21 protein-coding genes are annotated in these 21,597 nt (G+C 69.7%); 10 read left to right on the forward strand and 11 right to left on the reverse strand.

All coding sequences use genetic code 11. The annotated features are described in order from the left end of the window. Nucleotides 1–28 precede the first annotated feature (28 nt). Nucleotides 29–1,570: a DUF7059 domain-containing protein gene (locus E1298_RS11135; protein WP_131892040.1), complete on the forward strand. Its 1,542-nt coding sequence runs from the start codon at nt 29–31 to the stop codon at nt 1,568–1,570. A gap of 38 nt (nt 1,571–1,608) precedes the next feature. On the opposite strand, the gene E1298_RS11140 is transcribed toward E1298_RS11135, so the two are convergent. Next, nucleotides 1,609–2,679 carry a quinone-dependent dihydroorotate dehydrogenase gene (locus E1298_RS11140; protein WP_131892042.1) on the reverse strand — a complete coding sequence of 357 codons (1,071 nt, stop codon included), beginning with the start codon at nt 2,677–2,679 and terminating at the stop codon, nt 1,609–1,611. A gap of 27 nt (nt 2,680–2,706) precedes the next feature. Next, the gene (locus tag E1298_RS11145) at nt 2,707–3,552 is read right to left on the reverse strand and encodes a hypothetical protein (protein ID WP_131892044.1); all 846 of its coding nucleotides are present in this window, start codon (nt 3,550–3,552) and stop codon (nt 2,707–2,709) included. A gap of 254 nt (nt 3,553–3,806) precedes the next feature. Here E1298_RS11145 and E1298_RS11150 point away from each other — a divergent pair, with 254 nt between their 5' ends. The 7 genes from E1298_RS11150 to E1298_RS11180 all read left to right on the forward strand — a co-directional run bounded on the left by E1298_RS11150 (nt 3,807) and on the right by E1298_RS11180 (nt 11,576). Then, entirely contained in the window at nt 3,807–4,823 is a 1,017-nt protein-coding gene (locus tag E1298_RS11150; protein WP_131892046.1) for a hypothetical protein, read from the forward strand. Nucleotides 4,824–5,314: 491 nt separating this feature from the next. Then, nucleotides 5,315–6,568, forward strand: a complete 1,254-nt coding sequence (locus tag E1298_RS11155) for an extracellular solute-binding protein (protein WP_207944561.1) — start codon at nt 5,315–5,317, stop codon at nt 6,566–6,568. A 20-nt stretch (nt 6,569–6,588) separates the two neighbouring features. Next, the gene (locus tag E1298_RS11160; protein WP_207944562.1) at nt 6,589–7,515 is read left to right on the forward strand and encodes a carbohydrate ABC transporter permease; all 927 of its coding nucleotides are present in this window, start codon (nt 6,589–6,591) and stop codon (nt 7,513–7,515) included. Beyond that, nucleotides 7,515–8,345 carry a carbohydrate ABC transporter permease gene (locus E1298_RS11165; protein WP_131892052.1) on the forward strand — a complete coding sequence of 277 codons (831 nt, stop codon included), beginning with the start codon at nt 7,515–7,517 and terminating at the stop codon, nt 8,343–8,345. Before E1298_RS11160 ends, E1298_RS11165 begins: the two co-directional genes overlap by 1 nt. Nucleotides 8,346–8,353: 8 nt before the next feature. Continuing rightward, on the forward strand, nt 8,354–9,631 hold the full coding sequence (locus E1298_RS11170; protein ID WP_131892054.1) for an ABC transporter ATP-binding protein: 1,278 nt from the start codon (nt 8,354–8,356) through the stop codon (nt 9,629–9,631). After that, on the forward strand, nt 9,631–10,854 hold the full coding sequence (locus E1298_RS11175; RefSeq protein ID WP_131892056.1) for a DUF4032 domain-containing protein: 1,224 nt from the start codon (nt 9,631–9,633) through the stop codon (nt 10,852–10,854). The genes E1298_RS11170 and E1298_RS11175 overlap by 1 nt, the downstream gene beginning before the upstream one ends. Before the next feature lie 23 nt (nt 10,855–10,877). Beyond that, complete coding sequence (locus E1298_RS11180; protein WP_131892058.1) at nt 10,878–11,576, forward strand: class I SAM-dependent methyltransferase; 699 nt, start codon at nt 10,878–10,880, stop codon at nt 11,574–11,576. A gap of 98 nt (nt 11,577–11,674) precedes the next feature. On the opposite strand, the gene E1298_RS11185 is transcribed toward E1298_RS11180, so the two are convergent. Further along, nucleotides 11,675–12,025 (reverse strand): VOC family protein, encoded by a 351-nt coding sequence (locus E1298_RS11185; RefSeq protein WP_131892060.1) that lies wholly within the window; start codon nt 12,023–12,025, stop codon nt 11,675–11,677. A gap of 60 nt (nt 12,026–12,085) precedes the next feature. Here E1298_RS11185 and E1298_RS11190 point away from each other — a divergent pair, with 60 nt between their 5' ends. Continuing rightward, nucleotides 12,086–12,622 (forward strand): TetR/AcrR family transcriptional regulator, encoded by a 537-nt coding sequence (locus E1298_RS11190; protein ID WP_131892062.1) that lies wholly within the window; start codon nt 12,086–12,088, stop codon nt 12,620–12,622. A 184-nt stretch (nt 12,623–12,806) separates the two neighbouring features. Continuing rightward, nucleotides 12,807–13,946, forward strand: a complete 1,140-nt coding sequence (locus E1298_RS11195; protein ID WP_131892064.1) for a methyltransferase domain-containing protein — start codon at nt 12,807–12,809, stop codon at nt 13,944–13,946. A 107-nt stretch (nt 13,947–14,053) separates the two neighbouring features. Here E1298_RS11195 and E1298_RS11200 read toward each other — a convergent pair whose 3' ends face one another. The 8 genes from E1298_RS11200 to E1298_RS11235 all read right to left on the reverse strand — a co-directional run bounded on the left by E1298_RS11200 (nt 14,054) and on the right by E1298_RS11235 (nt 21,546). Next, a complete protein-coding gene (locus E1298_RS11200; protein WP_165975414.1) occupies nt 14,054–15,157 on the reverse strand; it encodes a HigA family addiction module antitoxin in 1,104 nt (367 codons plus the stop codon). A gap of 31 nt (nt 15,158–15,188) precedes the next feature. Further along, the gene (locus E1298_RS11205; protein ID WP_131892068.1) at nt 15,189–15,518 is read right to left on the reverse strand and encodes a type II toxin-antitoxin system RelE/ParE family toxin; all 330 of its coding nucleotides are present in this window, start codon (nt 15,516–15,518) and stop codon (nt 15,189–15,191) included. A 280-nt stretch (nt 15,519–15,798) separates the two neighbouring features. Beyond that, nucleotides 15,799–16,332 carry a GNAT family N-acetyltransferase gene (locus tag E1298_RS11210; RefSeq protein WP_165975415.1) on the reverse strand — a complete coding sequence of 178 codons (534 nt, stop codon included), beginning with the start codon at nt 16,330–16,332 and terminating at the stop codon, nt 15,799–15,801. 218 nt (nt 16,333–16,550) lie between these two features. Beyond that, on the reverse strand, nt 16,551–16,760 hold the full coding sequence (locus E1298_RS11215; RefSeq protein ID WP_131892072.1) for a DUF397 domain-containing protein: 210 nt from the start codon (nt 16,758–16,760) through the stop codon (nt 16,551–16,553). A 135-nt stretch (nt 16,761–16,895) separates the two neighbouring features. Next, nucleotides 16,896–18,209: a helix-turn-helix domain-containing protein gene (locus E1298_RS11220; protein WP_243725510.1), complete on the reverse strand. Its 1,314-nt coding sequence runs from the start codon at nt 18,207–18,209 to the stop codon at nt 16,896–16,898. A gap of 111 nt (nt 18,210–18,320) precedes the next feature. Next, nucleotides 18,321–19,493, reverse strand: a complete 1,173-nt coding sequence (gene fahA / locus E1298_RS11225) for a fumarylacetoacetase (protein WP_131892074.1) — start codon at nt 19,491–19,493, stop codon at nt 18,321–18,323. Next, complete coding sequence (locus E1298_RS11230; RefSeq protein ID WP_131892076.1) at nt 19,490–20,350, reverse strand: hypothetical protein; 861 nt, start codon at nt 20,348–20,350, stop codon at nt 19,490–19,492. The genes fahA and E1298_RS11230 overlap by 4 nt, the downstream gene beginning before the upstream one ends. After that, the gene (locus E1298_RS11235; RefSeq protein WP_131892078.1) at nt 20,347–21,546 is read right to left on the reverse strand and encodes a homogentisate 1,2-dioxygenase; all 1,200 of its coding nucleotides are present in this window, start codon (nt 21,544–21,546) and stop codon (nt 20,347–20,349) included. The genes E1298_RS11230 and E1298_RS11235 overlap by 4 nt, the downstream gene beginning before the upstream one ends. Nucleotides 21,547–21,597: the final 51 nt, after the last annotated feature.

Below are 21,597 nucleotides of genomic sequence, written 5' to 3' on the forward strand. Positions count from 1 at the left end.
GCGCGGGCGCAGCGGGCAGGATTGGCGGATGCCTGATTTTTGCGTGCCCCTCGCCCGTGTCCGTGCCGGCCTCCTGGAGGCGGGATACACCGTCGGCGGTGTGCGCGCGCTGCTCGGCCCGGTGGCGGGCGGGGCGCTGGCGCGTGACGAGATCGTCCCGGCATTGCGCGCGACCGGCGGCGGGACGCCCCTGGACGCCCTGACCCGGCTGTTCTGGCTACAGGTGCCTGTGGACGCACATGCCGTGAAGGGTCTCGCGGACGATCTGGTCGGCGCCGCCTTGGCCGAACTCTCCGGCGGTCAGCTCCGGCCGCTTCTGCATGTGGAGCCACTGGAGTCCGTAGACGGCGTGGAGGGCGCAGACGGCGTGGACAGCGTGGACGGCGTGGACAGCGTGGACGGCGACGGGCACGCCGGATACGCGGTCTCGGATCTCAAGGTGCGGCCAGGGTCCGGGGGCGCCGTCGCGCCCGATCACGTCGTCGGTGTCGGGGGCGCCTCGGGAAACCTGGCGCGGCTGGTTATCCACAGCCCTGTGGATAACATTCTGGATCTCGGGACGGGATGCGGGGTGCAAGCGGTCCATCTGGCCGCGCGGAACCGTCACGCAAGGATCGCGGCCACGGACGTGAATCCGCGCGCCCTCGACCTGGCGGCGATGAGCTTCGTGCTCTCCGGCGTGGACGGCGTCGAGCTTCTGGAGGGGCCGTTCCTGGAGCCGGTCCGGGGGCGCCGCTTCGACCTGATCGTGTCCAACCCGCCGTTCGTCGTCGCGCCGTCCGGCGACCGGCGCTTCACCTACCGCGAGTCCGGGATGCCCGGTGACGACTTCTGCCGGCGGCTGGTCGCCGAGGCGCCGGCGTTGCTGAACGACGGCGGCCATTGCCAGCTGCTGGCCAACTGGCTGCACGTCGAGGACGTGCCGTGGGACGAGCGCGTCGGAGCATGGGCGCGAGAGTCGGGGTGCGACGCGTGGATCGTCCAGCGGGACGTTCAGGACCCGGCGGAGTACGCCGAGCTGTGGCTGCGGGACTCGTGCGAGGCCGGAACACCCGAGTACGCGTCCCGGTACGAGGCGTGGCTCGACCATTTCGAGCGCCGAGGCGTCACCGGCATCGGCTTCGGGTGGATCACGTTGCGGCGGACCGGCGCGGAGCGTCCCGCCGTCCGCGTCGAGGAGATCCGGCACGCCGTCGAGCAGCCCGTGGGCGCCTATGCCGGCCGGGTGCTGGACGGGCTCGCCGCAGCCGAAGAGTTTTCCACAGCCTGTGGACAAGGTGGGATGACAACGCTCCGCGCGGCGCCCGGGATCGTCCAGGAGCAGATCGGCGCGCCCGGTGCCGAGGACCCCGAGCGGATCGTCCTGCGGCAGACCGGCGGGCTCCGCCGCGCGGCCGGCGTCGGGACGGTCGAGGCAGGGCTCGCCGGGGTCTGCGACGGAACCCTGCCGCTGGAGCCGCTGCTGGACGCCATCGCCCAGCTCACCGGCATGGACGCGGCGCAGGTCCGCGCGCACGCCGCCGTCGTCCTGCCCGAACTGGTCGCCGACGGGTTCTTCGAGGTCCCCTAAACGTGGCCGGACGACCGACAGCAGCGGGCAAGGCCGGGTCAGTGCCGGGCGGCCTCGATGGTGGGGAACGTGCTCTCGCGCAGGCGGCGGGACAGGCCGCGCTGGACGCGGCGCGCCCAGAACGGGCCGCCGTAGACCATCCCGGTGTAGCCCTGGACGAGGGTCGCGCCCGCCCGGATGCGCTCCCAGGCGTCGTCGGCGGTCTCGACGCCGCCGACCGAGACGAGCACGAGGCGGCCGCCGGTGCGGTCGCGCAGGCGGCGCAGCACCTCGGTCGAGCGTTCCTTCAGCGGGGCGCCCGACAGCCCGCCGGTCTCCTTGACCAGGTCGGGAGCGCTGCGCAGGCCGTCCCGCGCGATGGTGGTGTTGGTCGCGATGATGCCGTCCAGCCCGAGTTCCAGGGCGAGGTCGGCGACCGCGTCGACGTCGTCGTCCGCCAGGTCCGGCGCGATCTTGACGAGCAGGGGGACGCGGCGGGGGCCGGACCGGTCGGCCGCCTCCCGGACGGCCGTCAGCAGCGGGCGCAGGTGCTCGACGGCCTGGAGGTCGCGCAGGCCGGGGGTGTTGGGGCTGCTGACGTTGACGACGAGGTAGTCGGCGTGGGGCGCGAGGCGCTCGGTGCTCGCCACGTAGTCGGCGGCGGCCTCGCCCTCCGGGACGGCCTTGGTCTTGCCGATGTTGACGCCGACGATCGTGCCCGCGCCGCGGCCGCGCAGCCGCCCCGCCGCGGCCTCCGACCCCTGGTTGTTGAAGCCCATCCGGTTGACGACCGCCCGGTCGGCGACCAGCCGGAACAGCCGCGGCCGCGGGTTGCCGGGCTGCGGGCGGCCGGTCACGGTGCCGATCTCGACATGGCCGAACCCGAACGCGCCGAGCGCGTCATAGGCCACGGCGTCCTTGTCGAAGCCCGCGGCGAGCCCGAGCGGGCTCGGGAAGTCCAGCCCGAGCGCCCGGACGGCCAGCGCCGGGTCACGCGGGACGAGCAGGCGCCGCAGCAGCGACGCCGCGCCCGGCACGGCCTGGATCGCCCGCAGCGCCCGCAGCGTCAGGTGGTGGACGGTCTCCGCGGAGACCCGGCTGATGACCAGTGAGAACAAGAGTCGATACATCGCACGCCAGTATCCCAGCCGTGCCGGTCAGCGGCCGCGGAAGGTCCGGCGGAGGGTGAGACGGACCTCGCGGCTCGTCTCGCGCATCGTCCGGCGGGCGGAGCGGTAGGGGTCGCGGACGTACACCCGCCACATGTTCCGGACGGCGTTCCCGATGGGCCGCAGGACGCTCGTCCGAACCCACCTGGCCGGTTCGACGATGAGGACGCGTCCCGCCCGTCCGCCCCACCGGGCCGGGACGACGACAAGGACGAGCCACAGCCAGCGCAGGAAGCGGCCCGCGAGACGCCACGTCCCGGCGACGCCCTGGCAGATGGGGGAGAGGACGTACCGCCACACGATCCGCAGCGGCGGCCGCAGGACGTAGTGCCACAGCAGCACGGCGGGCGTCACCACGAGCACGGTGAGCAGCTGGCCGAACCCCAGCCCGATGCCCCTGAACAGCAGCCCGATGCCCTTGAACAGCAGGAGCACGCCCCTCCCGAGCCAGGCCAGACCGCGGCCGAGGACGAGGAGCGGACGGAGCAGGACGAACCCGAGCACCCGCGCGATCCCGCGTCCGAGCGCGGCGAAGAACCGGCCCACCGGGGACAGCAGCACGAGCAGGACGCCGAACAGCCAGGCCAGCCCGGAGCCGATCAGCCGGACCAGCCCGACCGGGATCCGCATCAGGGCGCGCAGGCCCCGTCCGGCCAGCACGGCCAGGTCGTGGACGAGACGCACCGGGACAAGGACGACCAGCGCCACCACCCGCACCGGGATGACGATCCACGCCGGCCCGGCCGGAGCGGCGGCTTCGGCCGCACCGGTGGCTGCGGCCAGAGCGGTGGCGGGCGGCTCCTTGCTCAGGCTGACAGGTCCAGGGAGGCCCATGTCCGCGGGCTCATGTGCACGGCTGCCCACTTCTTACCTCGCGACCGTTCGGCGGTTGATCTGCATGTGTGGATCAGACCCCGCCCAGGCCCGGAAGGTTCCCCGGTACCGGAGGCCGTTCCGCCCGGTTGAACCCGCTCCGCGCCGTCACCGTACTGCTCCACGATCCGGGAGAGCGGTGCGGCCGCTCCGCCTCGATCGAACGTGAGCGACCTGGACCGGAGCCGGGACTCAGATCGACTGGAGGACACGACATGGAATTCCCACGTTGGGCGATCCCCGCCGCGGCCGCCCTTACCGCGACCGGGCTGGTGCTCACCGCGTGCGGGCAGGAGAGTGCCGGGAAGCAGCAGAACGCCGCCGCCGGTGCCAAGGCGGAGCCCGACACCTCGTCCGAGCCCTCGGCACCGGCCGCCGAGCCGACGACGCTGGAGGTCGCCAGCGTCACCAAGCTCGGCAAGGTCGTCACCGACGGGCAGGGCCGCACGCTCTACCGCTTCGACAACGACACCGCCCGGCCGCCCGCGTCCACCTGTATGGACGCCTGCGCCAAGGCGTGGCCGCCGGTGTGGGCCGGCGCCGAGAACCCCGAGGTCAAGGGCGTCCAGCAGTCGCTGGTCGGCAAGGTCAAGCGGCCGGACGGCAAGTGGCAGGTCACGCTCGGCGGGTGGCCGCTCTACCGGTTCGCCAAGGACCAGAGCCCCGGCGACGTGAAGGGCCAGGGCGTGGGGGGCACCTGGTACGCCGCGGCGCCGACGGGCAAGAAGGCGGGCGCCCTCGCGGCCCCGCCGAGGAAGGCGGCGCCGCCGGCGGGCAACCGCTGGAAGGGCTGGACGGTCGTCAAGGCCAAGCAGGACCCGAAGCTCGGCCAGATCCTTACGGACGGGAAGGGCCGCACGCTCTACCGCTTCGACAAGGACACCCCCAAGCCGCCGAACTCCACCTGCTTCGGCGCGTGCAAGAAGGCGTGGCCGCCGGCCGTCTTCAACGGGTGGAAGCGCCTCAAGCTGGAGGGCGTCGACAAAAAGCTCGTCAACTTCATCGAGCGCAAGGACGACGGCGAGTGCCAGCTGACCGTCAACGGCTGGCCGCTGTACTACTACGCCAAGGACGACCAGCCCGGCGACACCGAGGGCCAGGGCGTCGGCGGGATCTGGTGGGCCTCCACGCCCGAGGGCAAGAAAGCCAAGGCCGCCGCCGGTGGTGGCGGCGACGGCGGTGGCGACGGCGGCTACGGGTCGGGCGGCTACGGGTCGGGCGGCGGTTACTGAGGCGGCGCCGCGCCCACGCCGCACCATAGGCGAAGGCGTGGGAGGCTCGCGGGTCGGTCGGGGCTCGCGAGCCTTCCGCGCCTTCTTGCATGTGTAGCCCCAGGTGTGACTTGTGTGTCCTGTGGGTTGTGTTCCCCTCACCGACCAGGGATTGGACCTCGACAGGCCCTGGGTCCGGTGCTCGAATGGAGATCGGTCCCGCCATGATTGCGGCCCGGCGAAGCGCCCGCGCGTGGTGGGAGGCTTCGGGAGGCCCGATGGTCGAGCGAGTCGGACGAGTCGAACAAGCCAAGCAAGGCGAGCAAGCCGAGAGAGCCGAGAAAGGCGAGAAAGGCGAGCAAGCCGGACGAGCGAGGGGCAGGCCGCAGGGCCGGAGACGGGGCCAGGCGGTCAGACGGGGGCGAGCGGGCGGACGGAGCGGCGGACGGCCGGGCAGGCGGCCGCGGAGCCGGGGCGGTCCGCCCGGCACGGTCCGGGCCGCCGTCGCGCTGGTGTTGCTGGCCGGTGGGCTGGCCGCGTGCTCCGGGGGCGGCGGTAAACCGACGCTCCGCTGGTACATCAACCCCGACAGCGGCGGCCAGGTCAAGCTCGCCGCGGCCTGCACAAAGGCGGCCGGCGGGCGATACAAGATCACGACATCGGTGCTGCCGAACGACGCGACGCAGCAGCGCGAGCAGCTCGTCCGGCGGCTGGCCGCCAAGGACTCCGGGCTCGACATCATGAGCCTGGACCCGGTGTTCGTCGCCGAGGCCGCCAACGCCGGGTTCCTGCGCCCCTTCCCGGCCGGTGAGGCCGCCCAGTTCACGCAGGGCGTGTTCCCGCCCGCCGTCCAGAACTCCACGTGGGAGGGCAAGCTGTACGCGGCGCCCTTCTGGGCGAACACGCAGCTGCTCTGGTACCGCAAGTCCGCGGCGCAGAAGGCGGGCATCGATCCGAACGCGCCCGACTTCACCTGGGACAAGCTCATCGACGCGGCCCTGCGCACCAACACGACCGTGGGGGTGCAGGGCAACAAGTACGAGGGCTACATGGTGTGGATCAACGCCCTCCTCGCGTCCGCGGGCGGACGGGTCATCAGCGACGCCGAGCGGGGCGACGACGCCAGCATCGACATCGACTCCCCCGCCGGACGGCAGGCCGCGACGATCATCTCGAAGCTGGCCCGGTCCAGGGCGGCCAGCCCCACGCTGTCCACCGACATCGAGGAGCAGGCCCGGTCGCTGCTGAACGGCCCGCGCGGCGGCTTCATGGTCAACTGGGGCTACATCTGGCGGGCCGAGAACGGCGACGCCAAGGACGGCGTCATCCCCCGCGACATCCCGTCCGACCTCGGCTGGGCCCGGTATCCGAAGGTCAACCCGGGCCAGGACAGCAAGCCCCCCTTCGGCGGCATCGAGCTCGGCATCGGCGCGTACGGCAAGTACAAGAACACCTTCGCCGTGGAGGCGGTGAAGTGCATCACCTCCACCGAGAACATGAAGTTCTACATGCTCGACTCGGGCAACCCGGCGGCCCGCGCCGAGGTCTTCGACGACCCGGAGGTCAAGAAGGAGTTCCCGATGGCCGGGCTCATCCGCGACTCCATCAACGCCGCGGCGACCCGTCCGATCACGCCGTACTACACCGACGTCTCCGGCGCCGTGCAGAGCCGGTGGCATCCGCCCGCGTCGGTGAACCCGAACTCGACGCCCGGCCGGTCCGACTCGTTCATCCGCCAGGTCCTGCGCGACCAGGCGCTGCTCTGAAGGGACGGATGATGACCGCAGTGGAAACCGCCCCGACCGCCGGGCGCCGGGCCGGGCGCGCGGAGATCTCCGACCGGAGCCGCTCCGAACGCCGCCTCGGGCTGATCCTGTCGGCCCCCGCCGTGATCGTGATGCTGCTGGTGACCGCGTACCCGCTGATCAACGCGCTGTACCTGTCGCTGTTCAGCTACCGGCTCACCGCCCCCGACGACCGCCGCTTCGTCGGCCTCGCCAACTACGGGACGGCGCTGTCCGACTCGCTGTTCTGGCAGGACGTCCTCACCACGTTCCTCGTCACGTTCATCACGGTGGCCGTGGAGCTGGTCATCGGGTTCGGGCTGGCGATGGTGATGCACCGGGCGCTGTTCGCCCGGCGGACCGTCCGCACCGCGATCCTGCTGCCGTACGGGATCGTCACCGTGATCTCGGCGTTCGCCTGGCGGTACGCCTTCGACCTCCAGTCGGGGTTCGTGAACTCCTGGTTCGGCCTCGGCGACCACGCCTGGTTCTCCGGCCGCTGGTCCGCGCTCTTCGTGATCATCCTGTCGGAGATCTGGAAGACGACGCCGTTCGTGTCGCTGCTGCTCCTGGCCGGGCTGGCGCAGGTGCCGCGCGACCTCGGCGAGGCCGCGACGGTGGACGGCGCGACGGCGTGGCAGCGGCTGCGCCGGGTGACGATCCCCAACATGAAGGCCGCCATCCTCGTCGCGGTGCTGTTCCGCACCCTGGACGCGTGGCGGATCTTCGACAACGTCTTCATCATGACCCTCGGCCAGGAGAAGACGGAGACGCTGTCGTTCCTCACCTACCGGCAGACGATCACCCGGACCGCGATCGGGCTCGGGGACGCCGTCGGGGTGCTGCTGTTCCTGTCCGTGGTGCTCATCGCTGTCGTGTTCATCCGGGGCTTCCGGGTGGACCTGTCGCAAGTGCGAGGTGATCGGTGATGGAGTCGGCACGTTCCAAATGGCTGTGGATCGTCGCGTCCCTGCTCATCCTCGTCTGGACGGCCTTCCCGATCCTGTGGATCGTGATGCTGTCGTTCAAGCAGCCCGGCGAGATCGGCAACCAGAAGGGATTCTTCCCGAAGACCTGGACCTGGGAGAACTACCGGACGGTCTTCGAGACCGACCTGTTCACCGCCGCGTTGATCAACTCGATCGGCATCTCGCTCATCGCGACGGTCGTCGGGGTGGTGTTCGCGACGCTCGTCGCGTACGCGATCGCCCGCCTGGAGTTCCCCGGCAAGAAGGCGATCCTGTCGTTCGCCCTGGCCATCGCGATGTTCCCGGTCGTGTCGCTGGTCGGCCCGCTGTTCGACCTCTGGCGCAAGATCGGCCTGTACGACACGTGGCCGGGGCTGATCATCCCCTACATCTCGTTCGCGCTGCCGCTCGCGATCTGGACGCTGTCGGCGTTCTTCCGCGAGATCCCGTGGGAGATGGAGCAGGCGGCGCAGGTCGACGGCGCCACCACCTGGCAGGCGTTCCGCAAGGTGATCGTGCCGCTGGCCGCGCCGGGCGTGTTCACCGCCGCGATCCTCACCTTCTTCTTCTGCTGGAACGACTTCGTCTTCGGCATCTCGCTGACCTCTACCGACAACGCCCGTCCCGTCCCGGCGGCGCTGGCGTTCTTCACCGGGGAGTCGCAGTTCGAGCAGCCCACCACCGCCATCTGCGCGGCGGCGGTCGTCGTGACCGTCCCCGTCGTCGTCATCGTCCTGCTGTTCCAGCGCCGCATCGTGGCCGGGCTGACGTCCGGCGCCGTCAAGGGCTGAGGAGAACCATGGCCGCCATCACCATGAAGAACATCGTCAAGCGGTACGGCGACGGTTTCCCGGCCGTGAACGAGGTGTCCCTGGACGTGCGGGACGGCGAGTTCATGATCCTGGTCGGCCCGTCCGGCTGCGGGAAGTCCACCCTGCTGCGCATGATCGTCGGCCTGGAGGACATCACCTCCGGCGAGATGCTCATCGGCGGGAAGGTCGTCAACAAGATCGCACCTCGGCAGCGGAATCTGTCGATGGTGTTCCAGAACTACGCCCTCTACCCGCACCTCACCGTCTTCGAGAACATCGCGTTCCCGCTCCGCCTGGCCAAGCTCCCGAACGAGGAGGTGAAGCGCCGCGTCACCGAGACCGCGGAGCTGCTGGAGCTCACCGACCACCTGGAGCGCAAGCCCGCGAACCTGTCCGGCGGCCAGCGGCAGCGCGTCGCGATGGGCCGCGCGATCGTCCGGCAGGCCGACGCGTTCCTGTTCGACGAGCCGCTGTCCAACCTGGACGCGAAGCTGCGCGGGCAGATGCGCACCGAGATCTCCCGGCTCCAGCGGCGGCTCGGCGTCACCACCGTGTACGTCACGCACGACCAGACGGAGGCGATGACGCTCGGCGACCGCGTGGCGGTGCTGCGCAAGGGCCTCCTGCAGCAGGTGGGAAGCCCCCGCGAGCTGTACGAGGAACCGGTCAACCTGTTCGTGGCCGGGTTCATCGGCTCGCCGTCGATGAACTTCCTGCCCGCCTCCGTGGACGGCGCGTTCCTCGAAACCCCGCTGGGCCGCTTCGAGCTGCGCGACGAACGCAAGGCCGCCGCGGTCGGCGCCCGGGACATCGTGCTCGTCGGCATCCGTCCCGAGCACTTCGAGGACGCCTCGCTCGTCGGCGAGGAGAAGAAGGCGCGCGGCAGCGTCGTCCGCACCCGCGTCGACGTCACCGAGTGGCTGGGCAACGAGCAGTACGCCTACGTCCCGTACGAGGCGCCCGCCGACGTCGCCGCGCAGCTCCGCGAGCTGTCGCGCGAGCTCGACAGCGACCAGCTGCGCACCCAGGCCGTCGTCGCGCTGGACGCCGGCAGCCTGATCACGCCGGGGCTGGAGGCGGAGCTGTGGATCGACACCTCGCGGATCCACATCTTCGACCCGGCCACCGGGGACAACCTGACCCGTGACGAGGACCGCGTCGCCCAGCTCGGCCGCGTCGCCGAGCAGTCGCGCGACGCCCAGCGCCGCGCCCAGCGCGACCCGGCCGACGACCCTGCCGACGGCGCGGCGGAGGACACCGGCTGATGCACTTCGTCTTCGCCCCGCCCGCCGAGACAGCGTCCGGCCTGCTGGACCTGCCCTGGGACGAGCCGCTCGACGAATGGGACGACGAGCGGCTCGTGGAGATCAGGCAGCGGGGCCTGTCGCGGCATCCGGTCCGGTTCGTGGCCGAGGCCGGGGACGTGTACGCGATGAAGGAGCTGGACGCGCGGCTCGCCCGCCGCGAGTACCGGCTGCTGCGCCGCCTGCGCGACCTCGGCCTGCCCGCCGTGGAGGTGATGGGCGTCGTCGTGGACCGTCCGTCCGGGCTTGACGCGATCCTCGTCACCCGGTTCCTCGACTACTCCAGCTCGTACCGGGCCCTGTTCGCCAACGCCCGCTACGGCCACCCCACCGACCGGCTCCAGGACGCCCTGGTGGAGTTGCTCGTCCGGCTCCACCTGGCGGGCTTCATGTGGGGCGACTGCTCGCTGTCGAACGTCCTGTTCCGCATGGACGCGGGCGCGTTCGCCGCCTACCTCGTGGACGCCGAGACCGCCGAGCTGCACCCGTCCCTGTCGGAGGGGCAGCGCGCCTACGACGTCGACCTCGCCCGCGAGCGCATCGCGGGCGAGCTGTTCGACCTCCAGGCCGCCGGGACGCTGCCGCCCGTCGACCCGATCGAGATCGCCGACGACACCGTCCGCCGCTACACCGCGCTCTGGGACGAGCTGACCCGAGAGGAGCTGCTGCGCCCCGAGGACCAGCGCTACCGCATCGCCGAACGGCTCCGCCGCATCAACTCCCTGGGCTTCGACGTGGACGAGGTCGAGCTGGTCGACACGGGCGCGGGCGGCGCGCGGCTCCGCGTCCGCACCCGGGTGGCCGAGCCGGGCCACCACCGCCGCATCCTGATGGCCAGGACCGGCCTCGACGCCCAGGAGAACCAGGCGCGCCGCCTCCTGAACGACATCGCCGGTTACCGGGGGCACCTGGAGCGCGTCAACGGCGGCCCGGTGCCCGAGGTGGTGGCGTCCAACCGGTGGCTCGCCGAGGTGTACGAACCTGTCGTCCGCGCGATCCCGAAGGGCCTCCGCGACCGCCTGGACGAGGTCGAGATCTTCCACGAGGTCCTGGAACACCGCTGGTTCCTGTCCGAGAAGAGCGGCCGCGACGTGGGCACGACGGCCGCCGCCCGCGACTACTTCGCCTCCGTCCTCCCGTCCGTCCCGGAGGACCTGACCGAGACCGGTCGTCCGCCAAGTTGATCTTGTCTGGCACGATCGGGGACATGTACGAACGCTTCGCCCGCGAGTACGCGGCCCATGCCGAGGACAGCGCCCACAACGCCTTCTACGACCGTCCGGCCGTCCTCGGCCTGGCGGGCGACGTCGCGGGCCGGACCGTCTTCGACGCCGCCTGCGGCCCCGGCATCTACGCCCGCGAGTTCCTGGACCGGGGCGCCCGCGTCCTCGGCTGCGACGCGTCCCCGACCTTCGTCGAGCTGGCCCGCGACCGTACCGGGGGCCGCGCCGACATCCGCCTGCACGACCTGTCCGCCCCCCTCACCTGGGTCCCGGACGGCTCGGTGGACCTGGTCGTCCTCGCCTTGGCCGTGCACTACATCGACGACCGCGTGGCCCTCCTGGAAGAGTTCCGCAGAGTCCTCACACCCGCCGGAGCCGTCGTCCTGTCCACCGAGCACCCGATGATGGCCTGGCTCCGGCTGGGCGGCTCCTACTTCACGACCGAACCCGTCGAAGAATCCCTGAGCCCGGACGCGGACTGGCCCATCCGCGCATGGCGCCGCCCCCTCACCGTGACCTGCGACGAGTTCCGCCGGGCCGGCTTCCTCATCGAGGAACTCCTGGAGCCCCGTCCCGTCCCCGAAATGGCCGACCGCTACCCCGACGACCACGCGAAACTCGAAGAACTCCCCGCCTTCATAGCCTTCCGCCTCATCCCAAGGCCCCCGGTGGCGGCCTCCTGACCAATGACCCGCGCCCCTGGGCGAAGGCCGCAACTCGTAGCGGCGGCCTCCTCCAAGGGAACGGCCCCAGCTTGGCCCCTGGCCTCCACCGGTCGCTCCTACTGGGCGTTCTGATCTGTCGATTGGTCCATGACGTAGATGGTCGCCCCGCCCGGGTCCTTGTAGGTGGCCAGGCGGCCGCCGGGAATCTCCGAAGGCGCCGCGACCACGGCGAGCGTCTCCGGGCGGCCGGCGTGGAAGTCCTTGACGCTGTCGACGATGAACAGCGGCCCGACCGGCGCGTCGGCGTCGTGCGCGTCGAGCATGAGCTGGACCTCGGTGCCCGGCATGGCCAGCGCGACGGTCGCGTCACCTTCGCGCCACGTCTCGGTGAAGCCGAGGCCGTCGCGGTAGAGGGCGAGGGAGCCCTTCATGTCGGAGGTGGGGACGAACAGGAACTCAAGTTTCATGGTGCATCCTTCCGAGCTGCGTAACTGGACTCCCGGAGAGCGTAACGCCATTATGGGCGGATGCGCGAGTGGATCCCGGTGTCGACCTCCCCCAAGGGCAGGCTTGTGCTCGCCGCGGTCAAGGAGTTCGGAGGGCGCCCCTTCGACGAGGTCACGGTCGCCGAGCTGGCGGCGGCGGCAAAGGTCACCACGGGCGCGCTCTACCACCACTTCGGTAGCAAGCTCGGGCTGTACGCCTTCGTGCGGACGGACGTCGAGCGGCGCCTGCTGGACCGGATGGAAGGCGCACTGGCGGCCACGGGACCAGCGTCGGACCGCTCGGCAGCCGTAACGTCGGCGTTGCTGGTCGGGCTGGATTTCGCCGTACGCGAGGGCTTCCTCCGCATCCTGGGCGACCCGCCCGCGGGCACCGAACACGACCGCTTGGCCGAGATGCTCAGCCAGAACGCCGTCCCAGCAATACCGCTTCTCGGTCCGGTGCTCGCGGCGGCCTGGCGAGCGGCACTGACAGCCGTCGCCGAAGGCGCCCAACCAGACCACGCCCGCGCAGCCATCGCCGCCCTAAGCCTCCACCCACCCGACGGGCGGGTCAGGTGAGAGTGCCCTGCGCGTCCTTGAGGTCCAACCCGCAAGGTTCGTCTGCCCGGAGACTCCAACTCAGCGCTTGTGCTTTCGTTGGTTCCAGGCAGGTGCGGCGGAGAGGAGAGCGCGCGATGGGCAAGGGGCGGCCCATCCCGCCCGCAGACCCTGGCAAGGGCCCCGGCAAGCGGGGAAAGTAGCCGTGGAGGAGGCGCGCATCACGGCCTTGGCCGATGCGATGGCGGCCAAGAATCTCCTGCCTGACGATCGGTGGCACGAGGCTCTGTACGCAGCACCAAGGCACCTGTTCGTTCCCGCGCGGGGCTGGTTGTCCGGCGGAGATGGTGAGGACCATCCGATCGACCGGGAGGCCCGGCCCGAGGAGTGGTGGCAGGCAGCATATGCCGATGCCGCGATCGTCATCCAAACCGATGACGGGGCCGGCGAACACACCACTGGTGAGGGGCGCCATACCTCATCGCTGTCGGCTCCAAGCGCGGTCTTCTGGTCCCTCGGAGAGTTGTTGCCGGAGGATCATCATCGAGTCCTGGAAATCGGCACCGGTACCGGCTGGACAGCCGCGCTCCTATCACATCGTGTGGGACAGGAGAATGTCAGCTCCGTCGAAGTGGATGAGGCGTTGGCCAAGCAGGCCGCCGTCAACCTGGATGCGGCGGGATTCGCGCCTCATCTCATCGTCGGCGATGGCGGGAGTGTGACGGCCGCCGGTGGTCCATTCGATCGGGTCCTCAGCACGTGCTCGGTCGCGCAGGTCCCCCACGTCTGGCTCCAGCAGTGCAGGCCCGGCGCGGTGATCGTTACACCGTTTCAGCCCTGGTTCGGGTGGGGGCATCTGGCACGCCTGGCCGTGCTCGCTGACGGCACCGCTGTCGGTCGGTTTCCCACGGGGGCCAACTACATGATGATGCGGTCGCAGCGCTACTCGACCAGTGACGCCTCCGAGTGGATGACAGCCGGTGACCATGACTCCACCACCAGGACAAAGCTCGACCCGCGTACCATCGCGTGGGCTCCGGCTGAGGCTGATCTAGTGATCTCGGCGCTCGTGCCCGGGGTACTCGGCCGCAGGACGGACGACGCCTTCTGGCTGCTGGATGGAAGCGGCCCAGGCGGTCCTTGGGCGCTTGCAACCTACGAGGCCGGCAATGGCACCTTCGAGGTTCGGCAAGCCGGTGATCGGCGGCTTTGGGAGGAGGTGGAAGGCGCCTACCTCACATGGTTGGGCTGCGGACAGCCCGAACGCAGCAGGTTCGGTCTCACCGTGAGCCCCGAGGGTCAAACGATCTGGCTCGACTCACCGGACAACCCGATCAACTCCTGAAAGACCCACACCGGTCGGGGGTGAGAGTGAACCCATTTCATCCCCTGGCTGCCCTCGCCGCCCTAAGCCTCCACCCACCCGACAGCCACCCGTGACCCGGCTGCTGATCAGTCGACGGCCTTCGCGAGGTCGATACCGACCTTGAGCATGTTGCCGACCTGGTAGTCCATGTGCCCTTCGCGTTGCATCCTGCCGACGACGATGCCCGGCGCGATACCGATCTCGTCAGCGAAACGCCCCACCTCTGCCAAGGTCTTGAGTGACGGGAGGCGCGACGCCTTCGCTGGTGGGATCAGGAGATCCCGCGCGAACCTGTCGGCCTCCTGCTCGCGAGGCTCCTCGCTGCCGGGGCCGCCCTCGATCCACACCTCGCCTTTGCCATGCCTGATCACGTGGCACAGCTCGTGGAAGAACGTGAACCACAGCTGGTCGTTCTTCTTGTACCGGCCACTGAGCATCACCATCGCCTTGTCCTGTGACAGCCACTTCGTTGCCCCGCAGGCGCGTGCGCCAGTGATCTCCGGTACCACCACCACGGCGATTCCGTTCGCCGCGCAGATGTCCCTGGTAAGCCGGAAGAACACTTCGGGAGGCTGGACGGTCAGCTGCCGGAGCCGTGGCAGCGCGGCCTCGATACCCGCTTTGGTGTACTGCCGACAACGCACATCCTGGGCTTTCAGCTCGCCCAGACGTATCCAAGAGGCGACCGCACCGGGTTCGGCCTTGAATGCCTTGGTCTGCCGGAAGCTCACGGCGGTGGACTCGTACAGCTCCCGGTAGGTCTCCAAGTGGGCGACGCCGAAGAACGTCAATACCTGCTGAATGCGGCTGCTCTCATCCTTGGGCGCTGCCGGGAGGACGCCGCGCTTGACCAGTTCTCCCACCGGGATCTCGTCCTTCACCCAGGATGCGAGCTCGGCGTGGTCATCACGCTGGCGCAACCGGGTGACGGTGGTCTGGTAGTCGGCCTCCAGGCGGTTCCACATCCGGGCGGACAGCCCGGTGACCAGCTCCAGGCGGGCCGCTACGTCCGGAGACAGCGGCACCAGGCCCTGGACGAGTTGGTTGACGTGCTTCGGAGTGAGGCCAAGGCGAGCCGCCAATTGCCGCTGGGTCATGCCCAGGTCGTCCAGAAACTCGCGGATGGTCTCGCCCGGTGGCACGGCATAGTCCGGCTCTGCGGCCGTGTACAGATCCTGGCTGGTCGCCATCGCCCTCACTCCCTTCCGTTGCTCTGTCTGATCAGCCTTCGTGGTAGTCGATGATCTCAACGACCAGCGCGGCCACGTCATCCGGGATGCCCTGGGCCTTTCTCTCCTCAGCTGTCATCAAGCGGAAGACCATGCGCATCCCCGCGTGCAGGCGGAAGGCGAAGCAGTCCTCGTAGTACCCGCCGTTGAGCGGGTGGCAGTGGCCGGGCATCTGCATGAGGTCGCTGAGGCTGTCAGCCGCGTCCAGCGCTCGGAGCCGGATCGCGATCTTCTTGGCGCAAGCGGCGCCGTACTTCTTGCGAAGCGCTCGGTCGGACGCACAGAGGTCGCGCAGGTCCGGGTCGGCATACCGTACCTCCAATCGCGGCTCCCCCTTCAGTATTAACCAATCAGGTAAACGCTGAACCCCCCTGAAGGAAGAACTCCGGCACAGTCCGATCGTGATCGTCGACTCGTGCGCGGGGAGGCGCGCGTAAGCAGCGGACATTGCGGTCGTAGCTCGCGAAGCGGTTGAGGGGTGGCCGACTTCGGCCAGCCCCGGGCCAGGTGCGGGTGGAGGACGCGTCGCCGTACAGGCACACGTGCTGATGACCTGCCCGGGGCGAAGGTCAGCGCGCGGTCGCGGTGGGTGAGGGCCTGGCTTAGGTGGATGCTTGCGAGGCTGGGGTTCCGTGTGCGGCGAAGAACTCCTCGGCCGTGAGGCCGAAGATCAGGTTGTCGTGATATCGGCCGGCGAAGAAGTCGTGCCGTCGCAGGCGACCTTCCAGAGTGGCACCGAAGGCGAGCATGCCTGTTTGTGAGGCTTCATTGAAGTCGTGCACATAGGCTTGTGCTTTCTGGTAGCGACGTTCGCCGAACATGTAGCCGAGTACCAGAAGTCCGGCTTCCCAGGCGTATCCCCTGCGCTGGTGCTCTGGGGCGACCGCCAGACCCAGATAGAAGCGCCCCGCCACGGGATCGGCTTGGCTCGTATTAATGCAGCCCACCATGAAGCCGTGCCGTCGATCGGTGATGGCTAGGAGGAAGTTGTCGTCCAGGGGGTCCTTTGCCGATTCCTTCTTCAGCCACTCTTGGCAGTTCTCAGGCGAGCGCGGCGCGGTGACACGCTCCCAGGCGCGCTGGTAGGAAGACGAGGATTCGAGGGCCAAGACGACTTCCCAGTCGCTCGGTTCCACGCGGCGCAGAACAGTGCTCTCGCCCCTCCAGACAGGACGGGACAAGTCGCTGCATTCTGTGTGCTCCGACTCTGCCTTGGGTAGGTTCATTAGCCGTTCGTGGTCGACCACGTTCAACCGGAATTCTGTTAGTAATCTGACGTGGAGGAAGGGGACCGGGTACCGGTAGGCGGCTCCTGGCCGCTTGCCGGTACCCGGCCGTTGGTGCACGTGAGGGCTCAGAACTCGCCCGCGCGGATTCCCTCGCGGAAGGCAGTCCACTCTTCCGGGGTAAAGCGGAGGGCGCCCAAGTCAGGATTCTTGGAATCCCGGACTGCCATGGCGCCTTCGCCGATCTCGGCGACCTCGACGCAGATCATGAGACTGTGGCTGCTCTTGCGCCACTTGGCGCCGCTGATATCCCGTTTGTACAGTTCTTGATTTTCCATGATTCGCTCCTGACGGTACGTATGGCCGTCAGCGAGATGCCCTGGCCGAAAGATCGCTAAACCTTGACGAACAAGGGTTTGGTGCGTTTGTCAAAGCCTTCCATATGGGGCAAAAGCCCACGTAGCTCTCGCCTCTCAGGCTCCGGCGGTGAATCCGAGGGCGCGGATTTCGCGGGCTTCGGGCAATGCGCGGGCTTTGAGCGGCAGAGCGCCGAGGACGGAACCGGCGAGCATGCGGCCCCCTGCGCTGCTCCGTTTCTGTGTCTGGAGAGTGTCCAGGGCCAACTGAAGTCCGGTGGTGACGTCTCGGGCTTTGATCAGGGACACCGCGCGCATGAGCTTCAGATTGGATAGAGGTGCGAGAGCGTTGTCGGGATAGAGCGCACGGGCTTGGGCTAGGGTGCCTTCGGCGCGCTTATCCCCGATGTGAACATAGGCGTAGGACTCTTCCCACAGCCGTTGGGTCTCCCGGTGCCCAAAAACAGATTGCTTGATGTTGGAATCCGGTACCTGGTCACATGTTCGTCTCAGGTCTGCGAGCGCGACATGGATCTTGGTGTTGTCGCGTTGCTGGACTGCTAGAGAGAGGCGTGCGGCACAGGCTTTCGCGAGTCCGGGCGAAGGCGTGCCGCCCGCTATGTGCTCCGCTTCGTTGGCGAGGTTCGCCACTGCCACGGGTGAGCTTCCGGCGAAAAAGGCATCCTGAGCGGCTCGTCCTCGCGTCCATACTCGCATCTGCTGATCGCCGGATGTGTCGGCCGCTCTGATGGCGATACCCCACGTGATGCGCGCGGCACGCTGGTCGCCCGAATCGCAGAACTCGATGGCCAGGAGCCCGGACAGCGCCGCGCTCACCCGAAGCAGCTCCGCATGCTGTAGTGGGGGAAGGCGACGCTTGAACACCTCGCTCATGGCGACGATGTCGGACGTCAGATCGCTGATCAGACCACCGGCGGGGGTGGTATGAAGCTGGTGATCATAATCGGTGACCAACCGCTCCCACCCGGCAACGTCCAGAGGGTTGCCCAGCGCTTCCTCGATTCCGGACAGAGTTGTTTCCAGAGTTCCCGGAGGAATCGCGGCCCCCGCGCTGGCTACGGTGATCAACTTCATTGCGGCACGGCGTCTCACTTCGTCGCCTCCCCGCTCGGGAGTAGGACCGTGAACCACGGTACCCGCCGGGGGCGTGGATTGGCCCTGACGGGCCTTGCGCGAGGTACGCGCCTCGCGTGCGGGCAAGAGCGCGACGAGCTCCCCTCCAGCGCCCACGGCATCGTCCAGGGCCTGCGCCAATTCCGGCGACGGCAGCTTGTGGCCATTGATGATCTTAGAGAGGTGGCCGGGGTTGATGAAGACCTGGTTCGCCAGCCTGCGCTGCGACAGGCCGAGACGCGCGGTAACGAGCGCGTGCAGCTTCTCGCTGAAGGCCGTCATGTCGTCGGACGCCATTGTGCCCACCCGTATTGACCGGTGTTGACCGTAATTTTCTGTCGCCGTGAGCGACGCCACGGCGACCATTCAACGGTAGCTGTTACGGGCCATGAACGTTGGGTAATCGCGTCAGCGGGCGGGGAGGACGCGGCCTCGGACCTCGCCGAAGCCGACGCGGGTGCCGAACGGGCCCGGGGCCGTGGCGGAGATGACGACCTCGTCGCCGTCCTCCAGGAAGGCGCGCTTCTCGCCCTGCACCTCGATCGGCTCCTTGCCGCCCCAGGTGAGCTCGATGAACGCGCCGCGCTCGCTCTTGAGGGGGCCCGAGACCGTCCCGGAGGCGAACAGGTCACCGGTGCGGGACGAGGCGCCGTTCGCGGTCAGGTGCGCGAGCATCTGGGCGGGCGACCAGTACATCTCCCGGTACGGGGGACGGGACACGACCTGGCCGTTCCACTCGATGACGAGGTCGATGTCGAGGCCCCACGGGTTCGTCTCGCGCAGGTACGGGAGGGGTTCGGGGGACTGCGGCGGGGTCGGGACGCGGGCGGCCTCCAGGGCCAGGAGCGGGACGACCCACGGGGAGATCGAGGTCGCGAAGCTCTTGCCGAGGAACGGGCCGAGCGGCACGTACTCCCATGCCTGGACGTCGCGCGCCGACCAGTCGTTGACCAGGACGACGCCGAAGACGCGCTCGTGGAAGTCGTCGGCGGCCACGGGGGTGCCGAGGGGGGAGCCGGTGCCGACGATGAAGCCGACCTCGGCCTCGATGTCCAGGCGGCGGCACGGGCCGTAGGAGGGGGACGGCTCGTCCGGGGCCTTGCGCTGGCCGCTCGGGCGGACGATGTCCGTCCCGGACACGACGACCGTTCCGGCGCGGCCGTGGTAGCCGACGGGCAGATGCTTCCAGTTCGGCAACAGGGGCTCGGAGTCAGGGCGGAACAGGCGGCCGAGGTTGGACGCGTGGTGCTCGGAGGCGTAGAAGTCCACGTAGTCGGCGATCTCGATCGGCAGGTGCGTCGTCACCGCGCCGACGGGGTGGACGGCGGAGCCGGGGACCTCGTCGGTCACCAGGTCCAGGACCTGCTCGCGCACCTCCACCCACCGCTCGTGGCCCTGTTCCATGAAGGCGTTCAGGGACGGACGGGCGAAGACGTCGTCGCCGAGCGCCTCGGCCAGGTCCACGACGACGTTGGCCGCGCGGACCCCGACGCGGGGTTCGGTGCCGGGGGTGGAGAACACGCCGTACGGCAGGTTGGCGAGGCCGAACGGGGAGTCTTCTGGGATCGCGATCCGGGTCATCGGGTGTCCTTGGTGATCGCGGGCGGGAGCAGTCCGAGGTCCGCGAGTTCGGTCAGGGGGTCGGTGATGCTGCACGTTCCGAAGGACTGGAAGCGGGCGCGCGCGGCGGCGACGCGGAGGGCGGACAGTTCGCTCACGCGGGCGGCGACGGACGCGGCGTCGCGGTCGGCCAGCAGCTCGGCGAGGTCGGACGGCGGGCGGCCGTCCAGCGCGGCGTCCGTGGCGAGCAGCAGGTTGAGGAAGCCGTGCTGGTCGAAGCCCGTCTCCGGGTCGGTGTTGCGGACGGGGTGGTGGAGTCCGGCGGTGGCCTTGAACGGCACGTCCGCGCCCACGGCGGCGTGCACGGCGGCGGCCAGCTCGTCCGGAGACGGGTAGAGGTCGGCGGTCACGCCTCCGGTGCGGAACTTCGCGCGGTGCCCGGTGGCCGCGAGGCCCTCGATGACCGATGGACGGCGTTCGTCCCGGGGCACCTCGACGTAGACGGGCACGTCCTCGCGGCCCCGGCGGGCGAGGTCGAGCGCGCGGAAGAAGTCGGCGGTGGCCGTTCCGGCGGGGACGGCGACCTCCAGTCCGCGCAGGTCGATCGGCAGGCCGGTGGCGGCGGCGAGGGCGCCGGCGGCCTGGGCGGGGCCGCCTGGCGCGGTGACCGAGACGTCCAGTTCGTCCTCGCCGGACAGCAGCGGCGCCAGCTCGTCCAGCGCGGGGACGGGCAGGACGAGCGGGCCGACCAGGTCCGCGTAGGCGGCGGCGCGGTGGCGGCGGTGGGCGGGGACGGCGTCGGCGAGCGGCGCGAGTCCCGGCGGGAACACGGCCGCGTCGTCGCAGAGGCCCAGGGCGAACGCGGGCAGGCCGCTCATCCCTGCGGCCCCCGCCTCGCCCACGTCCAGGCGTAGCCAGGGTCCTCGCAGGCCAGGCCGCCCTCTCCCAGCTCCAGCGGATGGAACGTGTCGACCATGACGGCCAGCTCGTCGAAGAACTCGGCGCCGATGCTGCGCTCGTACGCGCCGGGCTGCGGGCCGTGCGCGAGGCCGCCGGGGTGGACGGAGACCGAGCCCTGCCCGATCCCCGATCCCTTGCGGGCCGCGTAGTCGCCGCCGCAGTAGAACATGATCTCGTCGGAGTCCACGTTGGAGTGGTAGTAGGGCACCGGGATCGACAGCGGGTGGTAGTCCACCTTGCGCGGGACGAAGTTGCACACGACGAAATTGTGCCCCTCGAAGACCTGGTGAGCGGGCGGCGGCTGGTGGATCCGCCCGGTGATGGGCTCGAAGTCGTGGACGCTGAACGTGTACGGGTAGAGGCAGCCGTCCCAGCCGACCACGTCGAACGGGTGCCGGGCGTAGGTCAGGCGGGTGCCGGTGACGCCCCGGGAGCCGCGGTGCTTCACCAGGACGTCGACGTCGGTGCCGTTCACCGGGATCGGGCCGGCCGGTCCGTGCAGGTCGCGTTCGCAGTACGGGGCGTTCTCCAGGAACTGGCCGTAGCGGGACAGGTAGCGCTTGGGCGGCGCGACGTGCCCGGTGGCCTCGATGACGTAGGCGCGCAGCGGAAGGTCGCCCGTGGGGAGCCAGCGGTGGGTCGTGGCCGTGGGGATGACGATGTAGTCGCCCTCCCGCGCGCGCAGCGTCCCGAAGATCGTCTCCACGGTCGCGGAGCCGGACTCGATGTACACGATCTCGTCGCCGGTCGAGTTGCGGTACAGCGGCGACGCCGTGGCCGAGACGACGTAGGAGAGGCGGACGTCTCCGTTGCCGAGGACGAGCCGGCGGCCGGTCACGGCGTCCGTCTCGTCCCAGGTCTCCTTGGGGAACAGCTCGTGCAGCCGCAGATGGCGCGGCTTGAGCGGATGGTTGGCCGTCGTCGCGACGTCGGGGATCTCCCACGCCCGCGAGTCGACGATCGCCGAGGGGATCTCGCGGTGGTAGAGAAGGGACGAGTCCGAGGAGAATCCCTCCTCGCCCATCAGCTCCTCGAAGTAGAGCCGCTCGTCGCCGTCCCGGTGCTGGGTATGGCGCTTCGGCGGCACATCGCCGGCCCGGCGGTAGTGGGCCATGGTCGTCGCCTCCCGCAGATGATTAACGCATGTACTACTTTGGACGACACT

It is taken from the genome of Actinomadura rubrisoli, from assembly GCF_004349215.1.
GTDB classification, from domain to species: domain Bacteria; phylum Actinomycetota; class Actinomycetes; order Streptosporangiales; family Streptosporangiaceae; genus Spirillospora; species Spirillospora rubrisoli.

What these genes read in the sequence shown, in the direction of transcription:
- E1298_RS11230 (WP_131892076.1), bottom strand. Translation starts at nt 20,350, where the DNA reads ATGAGCGGCCTGCCCGCGTTCGCCCTGGGCCTCTGCGACGACGCGGCC.
- E1298_RS11165 (WP_131892052.1), top strand. Translation starts at nt 7,515, where the DNA reads ATGGAGTCGGCACGTTCCAAATGGCTGTGGATCGTCGCGTCCCTGCTC.
- E1298_RS11140 (WP_131892042.1), bottom strand. Translation starts at nt 2,679, where the DNA reads ATGTATCGACTCTTGTTCTCACTGGTCATCAGCCGGGTCTCCGCGGAG.
- E1298_RS11145 (WP_131892044.1), bottom strand. Translation starts at nt 3,552, where the DNA reads ATGGGCCTCCCTGGACCTGTCAGCCTGAGCAAGGAGCCGCCCGCCACC.
- E1298_RS11150 (WP_131892046.1), top strand. Translation starts at nt 3,807, where the DNA reads ATGGAATTCCCACGTTGGGCGATCCCCGCCGCGGCCGCCCTTACCGCG.
- E1298_RS11220 (WP_243725510.1), bottom strand. Translation starts at nt 18,209, where the DNA reads ATGGCGTCCGACGACATGACGGCCTTCAGCGAGAAGCTGCACGCGCTC.
- E1298_RS11170 (WP_131892054.1), top strand. Translation starts at nt 8,354, where the DNA reads ATGGCCGCCATCACCATGAAGAACATCGTCAAGCGGTACGGCGACGGT.
- E1298_RS11185 (WP_131892060.1), bottom strand. Translation starts at nt 12,025, where the DNA reads ATGAAACTTGAGTTCCTGTTCGTCCCCACCTCCGACATGAAGGGCTCC.
- E1298_RS11180 (WP_131892058.1), top strand. Translation starts at nt 10,878, where the DNA reads ATGTACGAACGCTTCGCCCGCGAGTACGCGGCCCATGCCGAGGACAGC.
- fahA (WP_131892074.1), bottom strand. Translation starts at nt 19,493, where the DNA reads ATGACCCGGATCGCGATCCCAGAAGACTCCCCGTTCGGCCTCGCCAAC.
- E1298_RS11235 (WP_131892078.1), bottom strand. Translation starts at nt 21,546, where the DNA reads ATGGCCCACTACCGCCGGGCCGGCGATGTGCCGCCGAAGCGCCATACC.
- E1298_RS11190 (WP_131892062.1), top strand. Translation starts at nt 12,086, where the DNA reads ATGCGCGAGTGGATCCCGGTGTCGACCTCCCCCAAGGGCAGGCTTGTG.
- E1298_RS11135 (WP_131892040.1), top strand. Translation starts at nt 29, where the DNA reads ATGCCTGATTTTTGCGTGCCCCTCGCCCGTGTCCGTGCCGGCCTCCTG.
- E1298_RS11215 (WP_131892072.1), bottom strand. Translation starts at nt 16,760, where the DNA reads ATGGAAAATCAAGAACTGTACAAACGGGATATCAGCGGCGCCAAGTGG.
- E1298_RS11200 (WP_165975414.1), bottom strand. Translation starts at nt 15,157, where the DNA reads ATGGCGACCAGCCAGGATCTGTACACGGCCGCAGAGCCGGACTATGCC.
- E1298_RS11175 (WP_131892056.1), top strand. Translation starts at nt 9,631, where the DNA reads ATGCACTTCGTCTTCGCCCCGCCCGCCGAGACAGCGTCCGGCCTGCTG.